The following is a 15,553-nucleotide window of genomic DNA, read 5'->3' as shown; positions in this document are numbered from 1 at the left end:
TTTTTACCCGTTTTAGCTATCCGTCAGATCCTTATCTAAATACGTAATATCTTCCCGCTCACTAAAGCCGAGGTGTTTCCAAAACGTTTTTCCTTCTAGATTATCATTAGTTGTAAACAAACCGACTTTCTGAACACCTTGTTTTTTGAACCCTTCTAACACCAGCTGAATCAATTGGCTACCAATATGTTGATGCCGATAACGTTCATCAACTGCTGTATGGTAAAAATAACCCTTTCTACCATCGGTGCCACCCAGTAAGGTTCCCACAATCTGCTGTTGATCTTCCGCAACAAAACAAAGCTTTGGATTACAATCGATGATCTTTTTTATGCCCTCATAGCTATTGTCCAAAGACTTTAAATTCATGCCCGGTGTCCGTGTCCACAGTTGGTAGGCTGACTCATAATCATCGGGTACCATTTGCCGGATTTTCAAACTCACTCACTTCTTCCACACTTATTTAAAAGCTTGCTCAATTGCCTGATTTAAATCAGCAATTAAATCATCAACGTCTTCTAGACCAATTGATAATCGAATGACCTGGTTGTTTAAAGCATGTTTAGCTCGAATTGTACTAGGAATTTCTCGGTGCGTTGTCCGCGTTGGATTCACGATTAGCGACTTAGCATCCCCCACGTTCGGTAGATAGCTGAATATTTTAACCGTGTTCAAAATGGTCGCTACCTGATTTTCACTGCCAGCTACTTCAAACGCCAAAATAGCACCAATCCCTTTTGGTAAATACTTATGTACCAGCGGATTATTCGGCTCAATACCAGAATAATAAACGTGTTTCACGTGGGAATTGGCTGCTAAGAATTTAGCGATAGCAGTGGCACTGGCGACTTCCTTTTCTAAGCGCTCTGAGATTGTCTCCAATCCAATCAATACCAGATAGGCTTCAAATGGTCCCAAGAGTCCACCAAATAACCGCACGTATTTGACTTGAATGCGGGCTGCAAAAGCGCCAGCGCCAAATTTATCAACGAAACTTGCCTGCTCACCGCTTTCCTCATCGCCCAAAGTAAATTCAGGTTCTGTAAACTGCGGAAATTTACCATTTGACCAGTCGAACTGTCCGTGATCAACAACCAGTCCAGAGATCACATTACCATGACCGTTAATCCCCTTGGTCGATGAGTAAACGACAATATCCGCGCCAAATTTAAACGGTTGTAGTAGATATGGCGTTGGAAAGGTATTGTCCACAATTAATGGTATCCCGTTGTCATGGGCAATTTTGGCCAAAGCTTCAATATCAGTGATTTCCGTACTCGGATTAGCGACACTTTCAACGTAGATTGCTTTGGTATCTGGTTGAAGTCGTTTTTTCACTTCATCTAAATCATTCACATCATCATAAAAATCAACCTGAATACCGAATTTCGGAAACAGCGTGCGGAATTCATCTAAGCTGGCACCATAAATATTAGTTGGTGCTAAAATGCGGCCACCGCCCTCAGCCACGTTTAAAATCGTATACGTAATGGCCGCCATTCCTGACCCGACCGCTACTGCACTGACACCGCCTTCCAAAGCGGCAATCCGTTCCTCCAGCACTTTAGTAGTGGGATTTCCATTACGTGTGTAACTATAACCAGACACCGTACCGCCAATGATGCCATTTGCTCGAGCAGCATCGCCAAAGCCAAAAGCTGCCGATTCATAAATCGGTACCGATGAGGCATACTGATGGTCTGCTGGCTCATAACCAGCGTGTAATCGCTTCGTATCAAATTTTTCGTTACTCAATTTAATCCACCCTTTCTCCCAAATACCAGACTGCTGTCAACACCAAGGTCAACTGCAATTTGACTTAACTCTTGAATAGTTGCCGGTTCTAAAACAATTCCGTCAACTCGATTTTGCTGATAAGTTTGCCATTCTCGATCACCGGCAATTCGGACACCCGTTAGTCCCAATCTTGGTAATTCACGTAGTCGCGCCAATAGCGCAGTTACTCGAGTCTTAATCGCCACAGGATCACCAAAGAAGGCTGGATCCAACGCCATAAAAAAATGGCTGATACCAAATTGCTTACCACCTAAATCAGCGGATATTGGTCCTTGTGCTAACACTGAAGTCAATAGTTCCACAATCAGTGTCAGCCCAAATCCTTTATAGCCAGCATCCGTCTCTCCTAACCCGCCAACTGGCAGTACACCGCCGCGCCGACGTGTTTGCTGCATATTATCTAACAATCGTTTTGGTTCTTGAGTAACCTGACCATTCTCATCCAACGCCCAGGTTCCAGGCACTTTCTGATTACTTTTCGCCAATATTTCAAACTTTCCTAGCGATACCGTGGACATCGCCCCATCAAACACAAAATCATGGGGGTCAGCCGGCACTGCCACCGCAATTGGATTGCTACCCAAGAAAGCATTCCGAGCACCAGTCGGCACCGTTAACGGGTTCGTGTTGGTCATTGAAATGCCAATCAGTCCCGCCTGACTTGCTAAACGAGCGTAATACCCAGCTGCTCCAAAATGATTGGAACGCCGGACACTGACGATACCGACACCCAATCTATGTGCTTGATCAATAGCGTGTTGCATGGCTTCTGTAGCAATTTTTTGACCAATGCCGTGTTGCCCATTAATCACTGTAACTGCACCACCATTTTTTACGATTATCGCATGTTGCTGAACATTAATGTCGCCAGCACGTAATTTCCGAACGTACATGCTTACTCGCTGAACACCATGGGAACGAATGCCACGCAAATCTGCATCAATCAAATTGTTGGCCCACAGCTCACTGTCCGCTGGTGTTACTTGCAATTGTTGAAATATCTGGCTCACTAAATTCTTCAAGGCTTTTACTGGATAACGCTTCGCCAAATTATCACCACTGCCTCTCGTAAATTCTCAATCAATGATCAAAATCATGTGCGCTAACCTAACTTAACCGCATATTCGCCTAAAACATGGGCCACATCCACAAAGTACTGAATACCAAACGCCAAGGTAGCGTCTAATCCCACAAAGTGCGAATCATGCCAATCTGCCGCATTGGGTGCACCATTAGAACCCACAAACGCGAAAGCACCGGGAATTCGTTGCTGAAAGGTGGCAAAATCTTCGCCAGCCATCGACACTTCGGGTGTAATTACTTTTGCGTGTTCACTTACTGTTGGCTTAATTGCCGTCACCAAATCTGCGTCATTTTGAATCGGATAGGCGCCAATTGCCCAATCAAAATCTGCCGTAACGTCATATGCAGCTGCTACCTGCATGACCAGCTGTTCCATCCGTCGCTTTACCAGCTCAGTAGTTTCATCATTGAAGGTTCTAACTGTACCACCAAGCGTCACCGTCTCCGGCAAGACATTCCAAGTATCACCACCATGAACCTGTGTGACACTGACAACGGCAGCTTCTAGTGGTTTCACATTCCGGCTTACTACCGTCTGCAACGCTGATACCACAGCAGCCTGTGCCACAATTGGATCACGACTTTTTTCTGGCCTGGCGCCATGCGCTCCGGCACCATGCAGTGTGATATCGAAGTGATAGCAACCTGCCATCAAGCTTCCAGCTTTTAGTCCAATTGTCCCAACCGGCAAATTAGGATTATTATGAAAGCTTGCCATTGCAACCGTGTGATCAAGTACATGGGCTTTTAACACCTTTTCCGCACCATGTTCCGCTTCCTCAGCAGGCTGAAATAACAGTTGAATTGTTCCGGTTAACTCGGATCGTTCGTGTTGCAAAATATAGGCCGCACCTAATAAGCTAGATAAATGAATATCATGACCACATGCATGCATCACGCCGTCATTCACACTTTTAAAAGTTAAATTCGTCGCTTCGGTCACTGGTAATGCATCAATATCGGCACGCAATGTCACTTGCTTTCCAGGATGCGTACCTTCAATAGTTGCCACGACACCGGTCACTAACGACGTCTTATTGACTGTAATCCCCCACTGTTCAAGAATCTCAGTGATTCTTTTCGTGGTTTCAAATTCATGAGCAGACACTTCCGGATGCTGATGAAACTCATGCCGGTAAGCAGTAATCTTTGATAACAATGTTGCTGAAATCGCCATTTATAGGTCTCCTTAGTCAAAATTGATTATGAAAAATAGTCTCAGCTCAACTTGAGTGAAACTATTCTAATTCTTAATTTGTGCCACTTTGTAATAGTCTTAGACGAGACGCTACCACACCAGTATTTGCTCGCGGTGTCTTTGGAATTGTCACTCGCTTTTCTAGCGAGTTAACAAAATCTGCAATTCTACCAGTGCCATCAGTAGATAAAATTTGATTAGCTGGCCCTTGGGCTAATATTTCACCGTTTTCAACAAAAATTACATTATCCGCAATTTGACGAGCAAATTCAATTTCATGGGTAACAATCACCATTGTGATATGCTGCTGTGCAAGCTGAGCAATGGTCGTCAGAACATCCGATACCATTTCCGGATCTAAAGCTGACGTTGGTTCATCAAATAACACGACCTTGGGTTTGGCAACGATTGCTCTAGCAATTGATACCCGTTGTGACTGACCACCTGATAACGTCACCGGATATTGATCAGCAATCGATTCAAGTCCAAAATTACGTAGCACTCCCAATGCAGTTGATTTAACTTCATCAAATCCAGCAAGCTTGTTGTAAATCAATGGTGACATCACGTTTTCCAATGCCGTCATATTTTTGAATAGATTAAACTGCTGAAAGACCATGGTCGACTGATTACGGATTTTATGCACATCCGTTTTACTAATATGTTTGGCATCCACCGTTACACCAGCAACAGTAACCGTTCCTTCTGATGGCAATTGCAGCAAATTCATCGTTCGAAGTAACGTTGTCTTGCCAGAACCAGATGGTCCCACAATTGCGGTTACGCTACCTTTTTCTAAGGTTAAGTTAATATTTTTCAGAACTTTACGCCGGCTAAATTGCACGGCTAGATTGCTGACTTGAATCAATGACATTGGCAACCACCCTCCTATAAGGCTTACTGAGTATATTTTCTACGCGCTTTTGAGCCCAAGTATAAATAATAATCATAATCCAATAAATCAAACCAACTGCTACATAGACTTCAAAGAATCGCAATGAAGCGCTGGCAAGTAATTTACCATCTGCAAAAATCTCGGTCACACCTAACGTGAAAGCCAACGAGGTTTCCTTTAGTAACGAGACAAACGTATTACCAGTCGCTGGCAGTGCATTCAACGCCGCTTGTGGTAGAACAATACTCGTAAAGATCCGTAAAAAGCTAAAGTTCAGCGCTTCACCAGCTTCAATCTGCCCTTGATCCACAGAAGCAATTCCAGCACGGAAAATTTCAATCAGGTAAGCTGACTGTTTGACCCCCAGTCCAGCAATCGCAGCGGTTAAAGCCGAAACGCCTTTAAAAGCTGGCGAAATCTCTGGTAACCCATAATAAACAATGAAGAGTAATACCAGCGTTGGAACTCCCCGGAAGAACGAAACATAGAGTTTGACGAGTAATTGAAATGGTTTAGCCGCATAAAGTTGTACTAAAGTTAATAAACTGCCAGCCACCACTGCAATTAGCATCGCAATAACCGCCATGAACAGGGTCAATGGAATGTACTTAATTAACTGTGGAAATAAATGTATAAAATAAGTCCAACTAAACGTCATATCTATCCGGTCTCCTTATTTAATTTGACTTGTAATGTCGTAACCAAAGTACTTATTTGAAATTTTATTCAAAGTGCCATTTTTAGTAATCTTGGCAAGGCCTTTGTTGAAGACTTTACGTAACTTTTTACCATTAGCATCTTTTTTAAATGGATAAGCAACTAAGGCTTGCCCAGCACTATCTTTCACAATATGCCAATTCAGGTTTTGTTTTTTAATAATGGCGCTCAGTGTCGCCCGTGAATATAACAGCCCATCCACCCGGCCAGTAATGAGTGCTTGAGTGGCTTGATCACGGGTTTCGTAAACTTTGATCTTAATTTTTGGATCATACTTTTTAAGTGTAGTGATAAAGTTATTACCTGCACCACTTGTCGCAACCGTCTTACCTTCAAAATCCTTTAAATTTTGATAACTGGTACCCTTTTTAGCGGCGATATTGGTTGTTTCATTGTTATATGGTGTAGTGAAAATGTACTTTTGTTTTCTTTCTGGCGTGGCCCCAATATCATTGGCAACGGTATCCACCCGACCGCTGTCTACCTGACCGAAAATACCGTCAAAATCAGTAATGGTGAATTTAGTCTTGTATCCTTCTGCTTTTGCAACAGCCTTTGCAACATCCACGTCATACCCGACCAGTTTATGATTTTGCCGATAAGCATTTGGAAAAATAGTTCCTGCAGTAGCGATGTTAATTGTTGGCTTGGTTGACGAACTAGCCTTTTTATTGCCATTAAACCAGGCCGCTCCACCAATAATTGCGATGATAACGATAATAACTATGGTCCATAATCCATAACGATGCTTTTTCATAATTGAATACCCCTTTCATGTGTTCATCAGTTAATATTAATTGTCAGCGTATTGACTATCATCAAACGGTTTATTAAAAAACTTGATCACTCCTAACAGACAGAAAGAGCGCTTTCGCCTTAATCTACTTATTGTAGAAAAGGACGAAAGCGCTCTTTCGCGGTACCACCTTAATTTCATAAATTTACTCATTTATGACTCTTCAGGTACATGATAAAAATCAAATACCCTACCGCTATAACGGGCGTTCCCGAATTCAGTTCACGATTGTTTGCCGAATCAACTTTACTCGGACCATCTTCAATCTATTGTCAGTATCGCTTTTCATCAACTCAGCGACTCTCTATGACTGACAAATAGATTTACTCATCCTCACGTTTTTGTTTGATTTAAGTTGTGATTATTATTAAGCATGTAACAATCAGTGTCAAGATAAAAATTAAAATTAAGTTGGAATTTGATGAAAATGTTATTCAACAGAACGTTCTCAAATTCAATTAAAATACGCTTTACGCCTTGCTCTAAAACTCATGCTCACTCTTTCCACCAGTAATAATCGCCAATGTATCATCCAGCGATTGCGTCACCATGTTCTTAACCGCATGGTCAGTGAAAAATGCCACATGAGGCGTCAGTAAAACATTAGTCATTTGTTTCAGTTGATTATAGTGATCAATTGGCGTTGCACCATCGAATTTCTGATTGAAGATTTTAGTTTCATCTTCCACAACGTCGAGTGCAGCGCCTGCAATTTGCTGGTTATTCAGTGCACTAATCAACGCTTGCGTATCGACAACGGGGCCACGAGAATCATTAATAAAGTAAGCGGTTGGTTTCATTTGGGCAAAAGCTTTGTCGTTGATCAAATGAAAGTTGTCATCGCCGCCCCAAACGTGCACGGAAATAATATCTGCGCGCTTATAGAGTTCTTCTTTGCTAACATAAGTCATAATGCCACGTAAATCTTCGCGAGGTGCCCGCAAATCATTGCCAATCACCGTTGCACCCAGCGCGTGAAAAATTCGTGCGAGCTTACCGCCGATTCGGCCAACGCCAATGATTCCTACCGTTAATTCCGTCAGTTCAGTAGAACGCAGACCCAGCACAACGTAATTGTTGTCGCTAAGTCGGTCATTGAATTGAGGAATGTGGCGAATCAGCTGCATAGTTTGTGTTAACACCATTTCTGCTACCGCTTCTGGCGAATATGACGGCACATTAGTCAACCGCAGATGATTGGCTTTCGCCCACTTTAAATTCACCGTATCAATACCAGCAGAACGAGCAGATAATTGCGTGATGCCATAGCTGGCTAATTTCTGATAAAACGCTGGGCTTTGGCTAATAACGGACCGTTGTTTAAAATTAACACCATCATAACCCTTGGCCTTCTCGACCGTTTCGTCATGTAATTCTTCTGACATACTGTCAACCTGAACGCCATGTTCTTTAGACCATTGATCAATAAATGGCTGTTCATCTTCTCGTACGTGATAAGCTAAAATCTTCGTCATAATATACCATTCCCCTACTCAATATTTAATCAAATGAATTTCTTCCAGTCTACAAACAGAACCAGAAGGAATAGCCCCTTAGGCCTGTTTATGCATTGATAACATATAACTTTTAATTATCATTATTAAACAGTATCTAAATAGTGTCAATGTTAAGATTAAAATTTTATGAGTTTTCAATGATACGCGTTGTTACGCACGATTCGAGTTTACCTGTTTTTCGTCAGTCTTTAAGGGCAAAGGCATTACCGTCAGCTTTTTCCGAATCAATCGGGCTGGATTGCCGACTGCCGTGCAGTGTGCTGGTACATCATTCAAAACGACCGCCCCAGCACCGATCTTAGCCCCTTCTCCAATTACAATTGGGCCTAACAACTGTGCGTTGGCTCCGATAAAGGCACCACGCTTAACAATTGGATGGCGCCGACCATTTTTCACACCGTTCCGTGCACCTAATGTGACCCCATGCAAAATAGTGACATCATCCTCAACGATGGCAGTAGCGCCAATTACAACGCCAACGCCATGGTCAATAAAGACCCGTTTGCCAATCTGAGCAGCTGGATCAATGGCGATTCCCGTGACTTTAGCCGCGTGCTGGCTCAGCATAGCCGCTAAAACATAGTGATGCAGGCCATCTAGAAAATGGGCAATCCGGTGCCAAAATAGTGCCCGAACGCCGGGATAAGTCAGGATGACTTCCAGTAGACTATGGGCTGCTGGATCACGCTTGAGGATGGCTCGCGGTGTCTGCCACATGGTTAGTACTCCCTTGTACGGCTTGGAAGCCGCGGTCTAGATCAGCCAGTAAGTCCTTTTCATCCTCGATACCCACAGAAAGTCGAATCAATTCATCTTTAATACCGTCCTTTAGGCGAATATCACGCGGAATAGCCCCGTGAGTCATGAGTGCTGGAATCTCAATCAAGGATTCCAGCGCCCCCAGACTTTCTGCCAAGGTGATCACTTTGAGATTTTCCACGAACTTTTTAGGGTCAAGTCCCGGCTGCAATTCAAAGGAGATCATGGCACCAAAACCGTGATGCATTTGTTTTTTAGCAACCGCATAATCTGGGTTGTTCGGATCGCCCGGATAGTAGATTTTAGCCACTGCCGGTTGATCTGAAAGGTAATTAAAAACGGTCTGGGCATTGGCTAAATGCGCCTGCATCCGAATCGCCAGCGTCTTCATTCCCCGTTGCAGTAACCAACTTTCCTGCGGTGCCAAAATACCACCAATGGCATTTTGCAGATAGCCGATTTTGTCACCCAACTTGGCATCCTTCGTAACGATTACTCCAGCAATCACATCGGAATGGCCGCCCAGGTATTTCGAAGCTGAATGTAACACGATGTCCACGCCTAATTCCAATGGTCGCTGAACGTAAGGTGAGCTGAACGTGTTGTCGATGATGCTCAGTAACCCATGGGCACGAGCCAGGTCAGCAACGGCTTTGATATCTGTCACCCGTAGCAAGGGATTAGTCGGTGTTTCTAGGTAAATGGCTTTGGTAGTAGGCTTAATCGCCGCTTCAACGGCCGCCAGATCCCGGGTATCAACAACTGTGAAGGTCATCCCAAACCGTTTCAATACCGTGTTAATTAGGCGGAACGTCCCGCCGTAAACGTCATTGCCGACGATGAAATCATCGCCTGCGCTAAACATTGAAAAGACCGTATCAATGGCAGCTGAACCGGACGCAAACGCGAAGCCTTGTGTGCCGCCTTCAAGGTCCGCAATCAGGGCTTCAACGGCTTCACGAGTGGGGTTGCCAGAACGGGAATATTCGTACTTAGATTCCCCAATCTTGGTTTGATGGAACGTGGATGCCATGTAAATGGGAATGGAAGTTGCGCCCGTATAAGGATCTTCGCTAATGCCGCCGTGTAATAGTTTCGTTTCAAATTTCATTTTAAAATCTCCTCTTTAATTTTGTGGTTTTTGATAAATATTTTCGCTCATATACCGCTCTGAACTGTCGGGAAAGACCGTTACGATCGTACTATTTTCGGGTAGTTGTTCCGCCACCTTTAAGCTAGCCGCCAGTGCCGCACCGGAAGAACTGCCGATAAATAATCCTTGCTGGGCAGCCATTTGCCGAACGTACTTAAAAGCGTCCGCATCCGAGATCGTCAGTGTTTGGTCGATCTGCACGTTTTTGAAAAATGGTGGAATGAACTCAACTCCGATACCTTCCGTTTTGTGCGGATGTTCCGGTCCGCCATTGAGAATCGAGCCCTCTGGTTCAACGACGATCGACTGAGTAGCAGGATTTTGTTCTTTTAGATACTGCGTAATTCCGGCAAAGGTGCCGCCAGAACCGGCACCAGCAACGAACGCATCGATGGGCTGGTCGAGATCTTGAATCAACTCAGGCGCTAAGGTGTGGTAATAAGCAGCTGGGTTGGCCGGATTTTCAAACTGCATCGGCACGTAACTGTTAGGTGTTTTAGCAGCTATCTCTCGGGCTTTTTTAATTGCCCCTTTGATGCCATCCTCAGACGACGTATTGATCAGTTTGGCCCCCAACGCCTTCATGAGCGTCTGCTTTTCGTAACTGAATTTTTCTGGTACGACTAAAATCGTTGGTAAATGATGTTCCTGAGTCGCCAGTGCAACGCCAATACCGGTGTTGCCAGCGGTTGGTTCAATGATGGTAGTCGTCGCGTTGATCTTACCCTTGTCGATACCATCTTGAATCATGTACTGGCCTAGCCGATCTTTGATGCTGCCTCCCGGATTGAACATTTCTAGTTTGGCGTAAATGTGCGACTGTTTCGGAATGTTGATTTGCAGGTCGATCAACGGCGTGTTGCCGATGAGCTGCTGGATTTTTTTAATTAGCATTTTGAGTTGTCCCCTTCCTTGATTGTTTGTGCTTGGTGATCTTGGTTGGGGTGATTGTTGATTTTCTTGAGATGTAGGGCCTTTTTAGGCCACCACGCCTAAACGCGTTCCACAAAACTGATGGTTATGCGGAAGGGCGGACTGGGATAAATCCAAAACCGGGATTTTTCCCAGTCCGCCCTTATACGCCACCATCAACCCGTTTTGTTCCACGCTCTGCTACAAAAAAAGAGCGCCAAATCCCATATTTCAGAATTTGCGCGCTCTTCGACTCCGTTCCACCTGGAACAGAGACTTTTAGGTTAAATCAACAATACCCCTTTAAAAGTCAATGCTTAACAGGCCAAACATCGCAGTTCGCGCGACGTTTGACAACAAGTATTTTGCATTTGAACTTTAAATGAACGGGTTGTCATTGTTGATCCTCCTTCGATTTATAACTTGGGTTCAATATAACGTTTGCAGTTGAACTTGTCAAACCTTTTTTAATACATTGATTTTCAAAAATAGTGTTTAAAGTACGTTAATCCGCGACAAAACCTGCCCCAAAATTAATTTAACTTTATGAGAAATAATGTGATAATTCTCATTTTAGAATTCGTTTTTTAATTTTTTCTTTTTAACGTTTTCTACTATATTATTCCGATACACCAGGTAATCAGAAGCTTAAAACCCATTTGACAATTTAATCATTACCTGCTAGTATTCAACCATATTAAAAAATGGAACGTTGATGAGAAGAGTACGCACCCTTTAATTTCAAGAGAGCCCCGGTTGGTGAGAACGGGTGATTGAATGATGCAGAAGATGAGCTCGGAGTTTAATTTGCGGTGAAAGCCAATAATTCGTGAGGATACGATATAACCCCGAACATTATCTGTGTTCAAGAGACTAGTTCATTGACTAGTAATCTGGGTGGTACCACGGTTAACCAATCGTCCCTGTGTTGCATATATTATGCAATGCAGGGACTTTTTATTTGGCCACTCATGAGCGGTTCATTTTTTAAAAATTTTGATGAGGATGTGGGTTAGATGCATTATACAGTATTAGGTTCAGGTGCTATGGGTCTTCGTTTTGGAATTTTACTTAAGCAAACGGGTCAGCAAGTTGATTTCGTTGATGATTGGGATCCCCAAGTAGAAGCCATTAAGAAGCAAGGCGGCGTTTATGTTTCGCGTGACGGTGAAGGTCGTCACCTGGAAGCCATCAACATTAACTACCCTGAAGATTATAAAGGTAATCCGGATGCCTACATCATTATGTGTAAACAAATGGGCCTGCAAGAAATGTTGACCCGTTGCGCTCACTTCTTCAAAAAGGGGCAATACGCCATCACACTGATGAACGGCATGGGTCATATCGAAAAGATCAACCAATACTTTGATCCAAAGTACGTGATTGCCGGAACGGCCATGATCGGTACGGTTCTTACTAAACCTGGCGACGTGGACTTCATCGGTAAAAAGCATGCCGGTTCACTTCACCTAGTTAACCAGACTGAAAAACCAGACGATTTCACTCACGAAGTTATCAAAGAATGGACTGCTGCTGGAACTAACCCTGAACTGACCACTAACTTCATTGGCACGTTATTGACCAAGATCATTTATAACTCAGTCGTTAATACGCTAAGTTCAATGTTCAAGCTGAAGCAAGGTCAATTCATTGCCGCCGATATTGCACCGACACTAGTCGATAAGTTGGTTGCCGAAGACTACGCGGTCTTTGACGCAGCGGGCATCAAACCGATTCAGACTAAGGAAGAAGCCACCGAGTTGATTTATCATGAAACTCGCGATTTAACACCAAACCATTATTCATCAATGTTTCAGGATATTCGCAAGAATCGGCCAACAGAAGTCGATTATATCAATGGTTACGTTTACGAATTGGGTAAAAAACACGGTTATAATGCCGTTACTCATGACTTCTTGCGCGACGTTGTTCATTTAGCCGAACACGCCAACAACGTTTTAAGTAAAAAATAGGGGGAATTCAACATGAAGCATCGAATTTTAAAATTATTAGGTCTTGCAGGATTAGTCTTAGCCACCAGCGTAACGTTAGCCGCTTGCGGTAACAGTTCAAGTAAGCAACTGAACACCAAAAAAATTACCATCGGCGTTACCGCTGGCCCTCACGAACAGATCTTAGACCAAGTGAAAAAATTAGCCGCTAAAGATGGGCTGCAGATCACCGTGCGTTCCTTTACCGATTACAACACACCCAACTCAGCACTGTCTTCCGGTGATATCGGTGCCAACTCTTACCAAACCGGTCAGTTCTTAACGCAGCAGGAACAAGACAAGAACTACAAGTTCGACAAAGCCTTTAAGACTATTGCCCTGCCCATGGGTCTCTATTCCAAGTCCATCAAGAACTTAAAGGACCTTAAGAACGGCGACAAGATTGCCGTCCCGAACGATCCCGCTAATGAAACCCGTGCCCTGGAACTGTTCCAGAAGAATGGCGTGATCAAGTTACGTAAGGGGGCTGGTGAAAAAGCCACTAAGAAAGACGTTGTTTCTAACCCTAAACACCTCAAAATTTATGAACTCGATGCTTCACAATTACCTAAGCAATTAAATGATATTACGGTTGCCGCAATCAACAGTAACTTCGCGTTGGCTAACCATATTTACCTCAACACCGCGTTAGCTCACGAACCTTTAAAACATAACGTATATGCTAACTACTTCGTGGTTCAAAAGGGCCACAAGAACGACAAAGTCATCAAACAAGTCAAGAAGTACTACCAATCTAAGACGATTAAAAACTACATCAACAAGGAATTTAAAGGGGCCGTGGTTGCACAATGGTAGAAAATTCAAAGACACCATTAATTGAATTTAAACACGTCAGCAAAACCTTCAAGGGTACTGCTACGACTAAAGAAGTCCATGCGGTTCATGACGTGTCGATCTCAGTTGATCGTGGGGAGATTTTCGGCGTCATTGGTTATTCCGGGGCTGGTAAAAGTACCCTGATACGGATGATCAACGGTCTGGAAAACCCGACTGAGGGCTCTGTCAAAGTTGATAATCAAGATATTACGCAATTAAAGAAGGCACCCTTAGCGCAGTTACGGCATAAGATCGGCATGATCTTTCAAAATTACAACTTACTGAAGACCGCCACCATTTACCAAAACATTACGATTCCTTTGAAGCTCGAAAAAATCCCTAAGGACGAAATTGAACAGCGGGCTGAAAAGTATTTAAAAATCGTTGGTCTGTGGGATCGTCGTAACAGCTACCCTTCTCAGCTTTCTGGCGGACAGTCGCAACGAGTAGCTGTAGCCCGGGCCTTAGCGCATGAACCAACTATCTTGCTATCCGATGAAGCCACCAGTGCGCTGGATCCTGAAACCACTAGTTCCATCTTGGACCTGCTAAAAGACATCAATCAAAAGTTAGGTTTGACCATCTTCATCATTACTCACGAATTGGATGTGGTTAAAAGCATCTGCGACAAGGTTGCCATCATGGAAGCCGGTAATGTCGTTGAACAAGGCCGAACCATTGACGTTTTCACCGGCCCGAAGAAGGAAGTTACCCGCCAGTTCTTGGGTTCCAATGACCTGGCTGGTGTACCAGCGTCATTGCTGGTTGAGACAGAAAAGCACAATCACGTACTGCTGATCAAGTTTATCGGTAACGAGGCTTCCCTCCCAGTGATTGCGCAGCTCACCAAAAAGTTCGGCGTTGAACCAAACATCATGGCTGGTTCCATCGAGTATCTGAAGGAACAGCCCTATGGTAAGTTAGTCATTTCGATTGAAAATAATGATCAGTACGACGCAGAGATTCAGTATCTTAAGGATCAGGGCGTTATTGTAGAGGAGGTCGGGTAGAGATTGTCGAATTTTATAGCTGAATGGGGAAGCACCATCGTAAGTGGGTTATCTGATACACTAACGATGACTATTATTACCCTGGTCATCACGGTTATCATTGGTGTTCCGCTAGGCATTCTGTTGGTTGAAACTAACGCTAACGGCATGTATCCCAATACAACGCTGCACGCCACTTTGGAAACCATCGTTAACATCCTCCGGTCACTGCCATTCATCATCTTACTGTTCCTGATCCTACCAATCACCCGCCTATTAGTGGGCACGACCATTGGGATTCGGGGTGTGATCTTACCACTGGTAGTCTACTGTGCGCCCTTCTTAGCACGGTTGATCGAATCTTCCATTCTGGACGTGGATCCCGGTATTATCGAGGCCTACCAGTCAATGGGCATTAGTAATTATAAAATTATTTCCCGCGTACTGCTACGTGAAGCGCGCAGCGGCATCATCCGTGGCTTAACGTTAGCCACCATTGGTTTAATTGGTGCAACTGCCATGGCTGGACTAGTTGGTGCCGGTGGTCTTGGTGACATTGCTTACCAATACGGCTTCCAGCGCTACCAACCTGATATTATGTATACCTCCATCGTGATTTTAATTATCCTGGTGCAGATCATTCAAACGATTGGGAATGTGGTTAGTCGGAGATTGACGAAGTAGATAGATACTAGAAAATTGATTTGAGGAGCTGATGGGCAAATTTGCCTGTTGGCTCTTTTTTTGTGGTTTAAAGGTAAGCACACTATAACCGGACGTATTGAAACACAAAACGGACTTCCTCATATTTGAGTTAGTCCGTTTTTGTATTTCATTCAGTTACTAATTGCTGATCAGGTTCATAATTCCACGGTAAACAAGCCTCCAATTGCGCTTCTTTTGGGAAAG

General features: G+C 43.8%; 15 protein-coding genes and 1 other annotated feature. Of the genes, 4 read left to right on the top strand and 11 right to left on the bottom strand.

The window, feature by feature from the left end; translation table 11 throughout:
- Positions 1–12 precede the first annotated feature (12 nt).
- The 11 genes from FFM73_RS06605 to FFM73_RS06555 all read right to left on the bottom strand — a co-directional run bounded on the left by FFM73_RS06605 (position 13) and on the right by FFM73_RS06555 (position 10,809).
- A complete protein-coding gene (locus FFM73_RS06605; protein ID WP_235874469.1) occupies positions 13–444 on the bottom strand; it encodes a GNAT family N-acetyltransferase in 432 nt (143 codons plus the stop codon).
- Positions 445–459: 15 nt separating this feature from the next.
- The gene (locus FFM73_RS06600) at positions 460–1,755 is read right to left on the bottom strand and encodes an O-acetylhomoserine aminocarboxypropyltransferase/cysteine synthase family protein (protein ID WP_137630986.1); all 1,296 of its coding nucleotides are present in this window, start codon (positions 1,753–1,755) and stop codon (positions 460–462) included.
- Positions 1,752–2,846, bottom strand: coding sequence for an Ldh family oxidoreductase (locus FFM73_RS06595; protein WP_137630985.1), 1,095 nt, complete (start codon positions 2,844–2,846; stop codon positions 1,752–1,754). Before FFM73_RS06595 ends, FFM73_RS06600 begins: the two co-directional genes overlap by 4 nt.
- Before the next feature lie 53 nt (positions 2,847–2,899).
- Positions 2,900–4,057, bottom strand: a complete 1,158-nt coding sequence (locus tag FFM73_RS06590; protein WP_137630984.1) for an amidohydrolase — start codon at positions 4,055–4,057, stop codon at positions 2,900–2,902.
- 73 nt (positions 4,058–4,130) lie between these two features.
- On the bottom strand, positions 4,131–4,952 hold the full coding sequence (locus FFM73_RS06585; RefSeq protein ID WP_137630983.1) for an amino acid ABC transporter ATP-binding protein: 822 nt from the start codon (positions 4,950–4,952) through the stop codon (positions 4,131–4,133).
- Positions 4,912–5,631 (bottom strand): amino acid ABC transporter permease, encoded by a 720-nt coding sequence (locus FFM73_RS06580; protein ID WP_137630982.1) that lies wholly within the window; start codon positions 5,629–5,631, stop codon positions 4,912–4,914. The genes FFM73_RS06585 and FFM73_RS06580 overlap by 41 nt, the downstream gene beginning before the upstream one ends.
- Positions 5,632–5,646: 15 nt before the next feature.
- On the bottom strand, positions 5,647–6,447 hold the full coding sequence (locus FFM73_RS06575) for a transporter substrate-binding domain-containing protein (RefSeq protein ID WP_137630981.1): 801 nt from the start codon (positions 6,445–6,447) through the stop codon (positions 5,647–5,649).
- A gap of 136 nt (positions 6,448–6,583) precedes the next feature.
- Positions 6,584–6,831 (bottom strand) — a binding site (T-box leader).
- 137 nt (positions 6,832–6,968) lie between these two features.
- Positions 6,969–7,961: a D-2-hydroxyacid dehydrogenase gene (locus FFM73_RS06570; RefSeq protein WP_137630980.1), complete on the bottom strand. Its 993-nt coding sequence runs from the start codon at positions 7,959–7,961 to the stop codon at positions 6,969–6,971.
- Positions 7,962–8,153: 192 nt separating this feature from the next.
- Positions 8,154–8,720, bottom strand: coding sequence for a serine O-acetyltransferase EpsC (gene epsC / locus FFM73_RS06565; protein WP_137630979.1), 567 nt, complete (start codon positions 8,718–8,720; stop codon positions 8,154–8,156).
- The gene (locus FFM73_RS06560) at positions 8,686–9,873 is read right to left on the bottom strand and encodes a trans-sulfuration enzyme family protein (protein WP_137630978.1); all 1,188 of its coding nucleotides are present in this window, start codon (positions 9,871–9,873) and stop codon (positions 8,686–8,688) included. The genes epsC and FFM73_RS06560 overlap by 35 nt, the downstream gene beginning before the upstream one ends.
- 15 nt (positions 9,874–9,888) lie before the next feature.
- Positions 9,889–10,809 carry a PLP-dependent cysteine synthase family protein gene (locus tag FFM73_RS06555; protein ID WP_137630977.1) on the bottom strand — a complete coding sequence of 307 codons (921 nt, stop codon included), beginning with the start codon at positions 10,807–10,809 and terminating at the stop codon, positions 9,889–9,891.
- Between the two features lie 1,034 nt (positions 10,810–11,843).
- Here FFM73_RS06555 and FFM73_RS06550 point away from each other — a divergent pair.
- The 4 genes from FFM73_RS06550 to FFM73_RS06535 are packed head-to-tail and all read left to right on the top strand — an operon-like array spanning position 11,844 to position 15,328.
- Positions 11,844–12,800: a ketopantoate reductase family protein gene (locus FFM73_RS06550; protein WP_137630976.1), complete on the top strand. Its 957-nt coding sequence runs from the start codon at positions 11,844–11,846 to the stop codon at positions 12,798–12,800.
- Positions 12,801–12,812: 12 nt separating this feature from the next.
- Positions 12,813–13,634: a MetQ/NlpA family ABC transporter substrate-binding protein gene (locus FFM73_RS06545; protein WP_137630975.1), complete on the top strand. Its 822-nt coding sequence runs from the start codon at positions 12,813–12,815 to the stop codon at positions 13,632–13,634.
- A complete protein-coding gene (locus FFM73_RS06540; RefSeq protein WP_137630974.1) occupies positions 13,628–14,665 on the top strand; it encodes a methionine ABC transporter ATP-binding protein in 1,038 nt (345 codons plus the stop codon). Before FFM73_RS06545 ends, FFM73_RS06540 begins: the two co-directional genes overlap by 7 nt.
- A gap of 3 nt (positions 14,666–14,668) precedes the next feature.
- Positions 14,669–15,328 carry a methionine ABC transporter permease gene (locus FFM73_RS06535; RefSeq protein WP_171001226.1) on the top strand — a complete coding sequence of 220 codons (660 nt, stop codon included), beginning with the start codon at positions 14,669–14,671 and terminating at the stop codon, positions 15,326–15,328.
- Positions 15,329–15,553: the final 225 nt, after the last annotated feature.

The organism is Secundilactobacillus hailunensis (assembly GCF_005405185.1).
GTDB lineage: Bacteria > Bacillota > Bacilli > Lactobacillales > Lactobacillaceae > Secundilactobacillus > Secundilactobacillus hailunensis.
The sequence above is the reverse complement of the archived record's forward strand: the minus strand, read 5'-3'. Positions and strand labels throughout refer to the sequence as shown.

Bases quoted from the DNA above. Each gene is read 5' to 3' on its own strand.
- FFM73_RS06550 (WP_137630976.1), top strand. From the start codon at position 11,844: ATGCATTATACAGTATTAGGTTCAGGTGCTATGGGTCTTCGTTTTGGA.
- FFM73_RS06580 (WP_137630982.1), bottom strand. From the start codon at position 5,631: ATGACGTTTAGTTGGACTTATTTTATACATTTATTTCCACAGTTAATT.
- FFM73_RS06585 (WP_137630983.1), bottom strand. From the start codon at position 4,952: ATGTCATTGATTCAAGTCAGCAATCTAGCCGTGCAATTTAGCCGGCGT.
- FFM73_RS06590 (WP_137630984.1), bottom strand. From the start codon at position 4,057: ATGGCGATTTCAGCAACATTGTTATCAAAGATTACTGCTTACCGGCAT.
- FFM73_RS06575 (WP_137630981.1), bottom strand. From the start codon at position 6,447: ATGAAAAAGCATCGTTATGGATTATGGACCATAGTTATTATCGTTATC.
- FFM73_RS06555 (WP_137630977.1), bottom strand. From the start codon at position 10,809: ATGCTAATTAAAAAAATCCAGCAGCTCATCGGCAACACGCCGTTGATC.
- epsC (WP_137630979.1), bottom strand. From the start codon at position 8,720: ATGTGGCAGACACCGCGAGCCATCCTCAAGCGTGATCCAGCAGCCCAT.
- FFM73_RS06560 (WP_137630978.1), bottom strand. From the start codon at position 9,873: ATGAAATTTGAAACGAAACTATTACACGGCGGCATTAGCGAAGATCCT.
- FFM73_RS06540 (WP_137630974.1), top strand. From the start codon at position 13,628: ATGGTAGAAAATTCAAAGACACCATTAATTGAATTTAAACACGTCAGC.
- FFM73_RS06545 (WP_137630975.1), top strand. From the start codon at position 12,813: ATGAAGCATCGAATTTTAAAATTATTAGGTCTTGCAGGATTAGTCTTA.
- FFM73_RS06570 (WP_137630980.1), bottom strand. From the start codon at position 7,961: ATGACGAAGATTTTAGCTTATCACGTACGAGAAGATGAACAGCCATTT.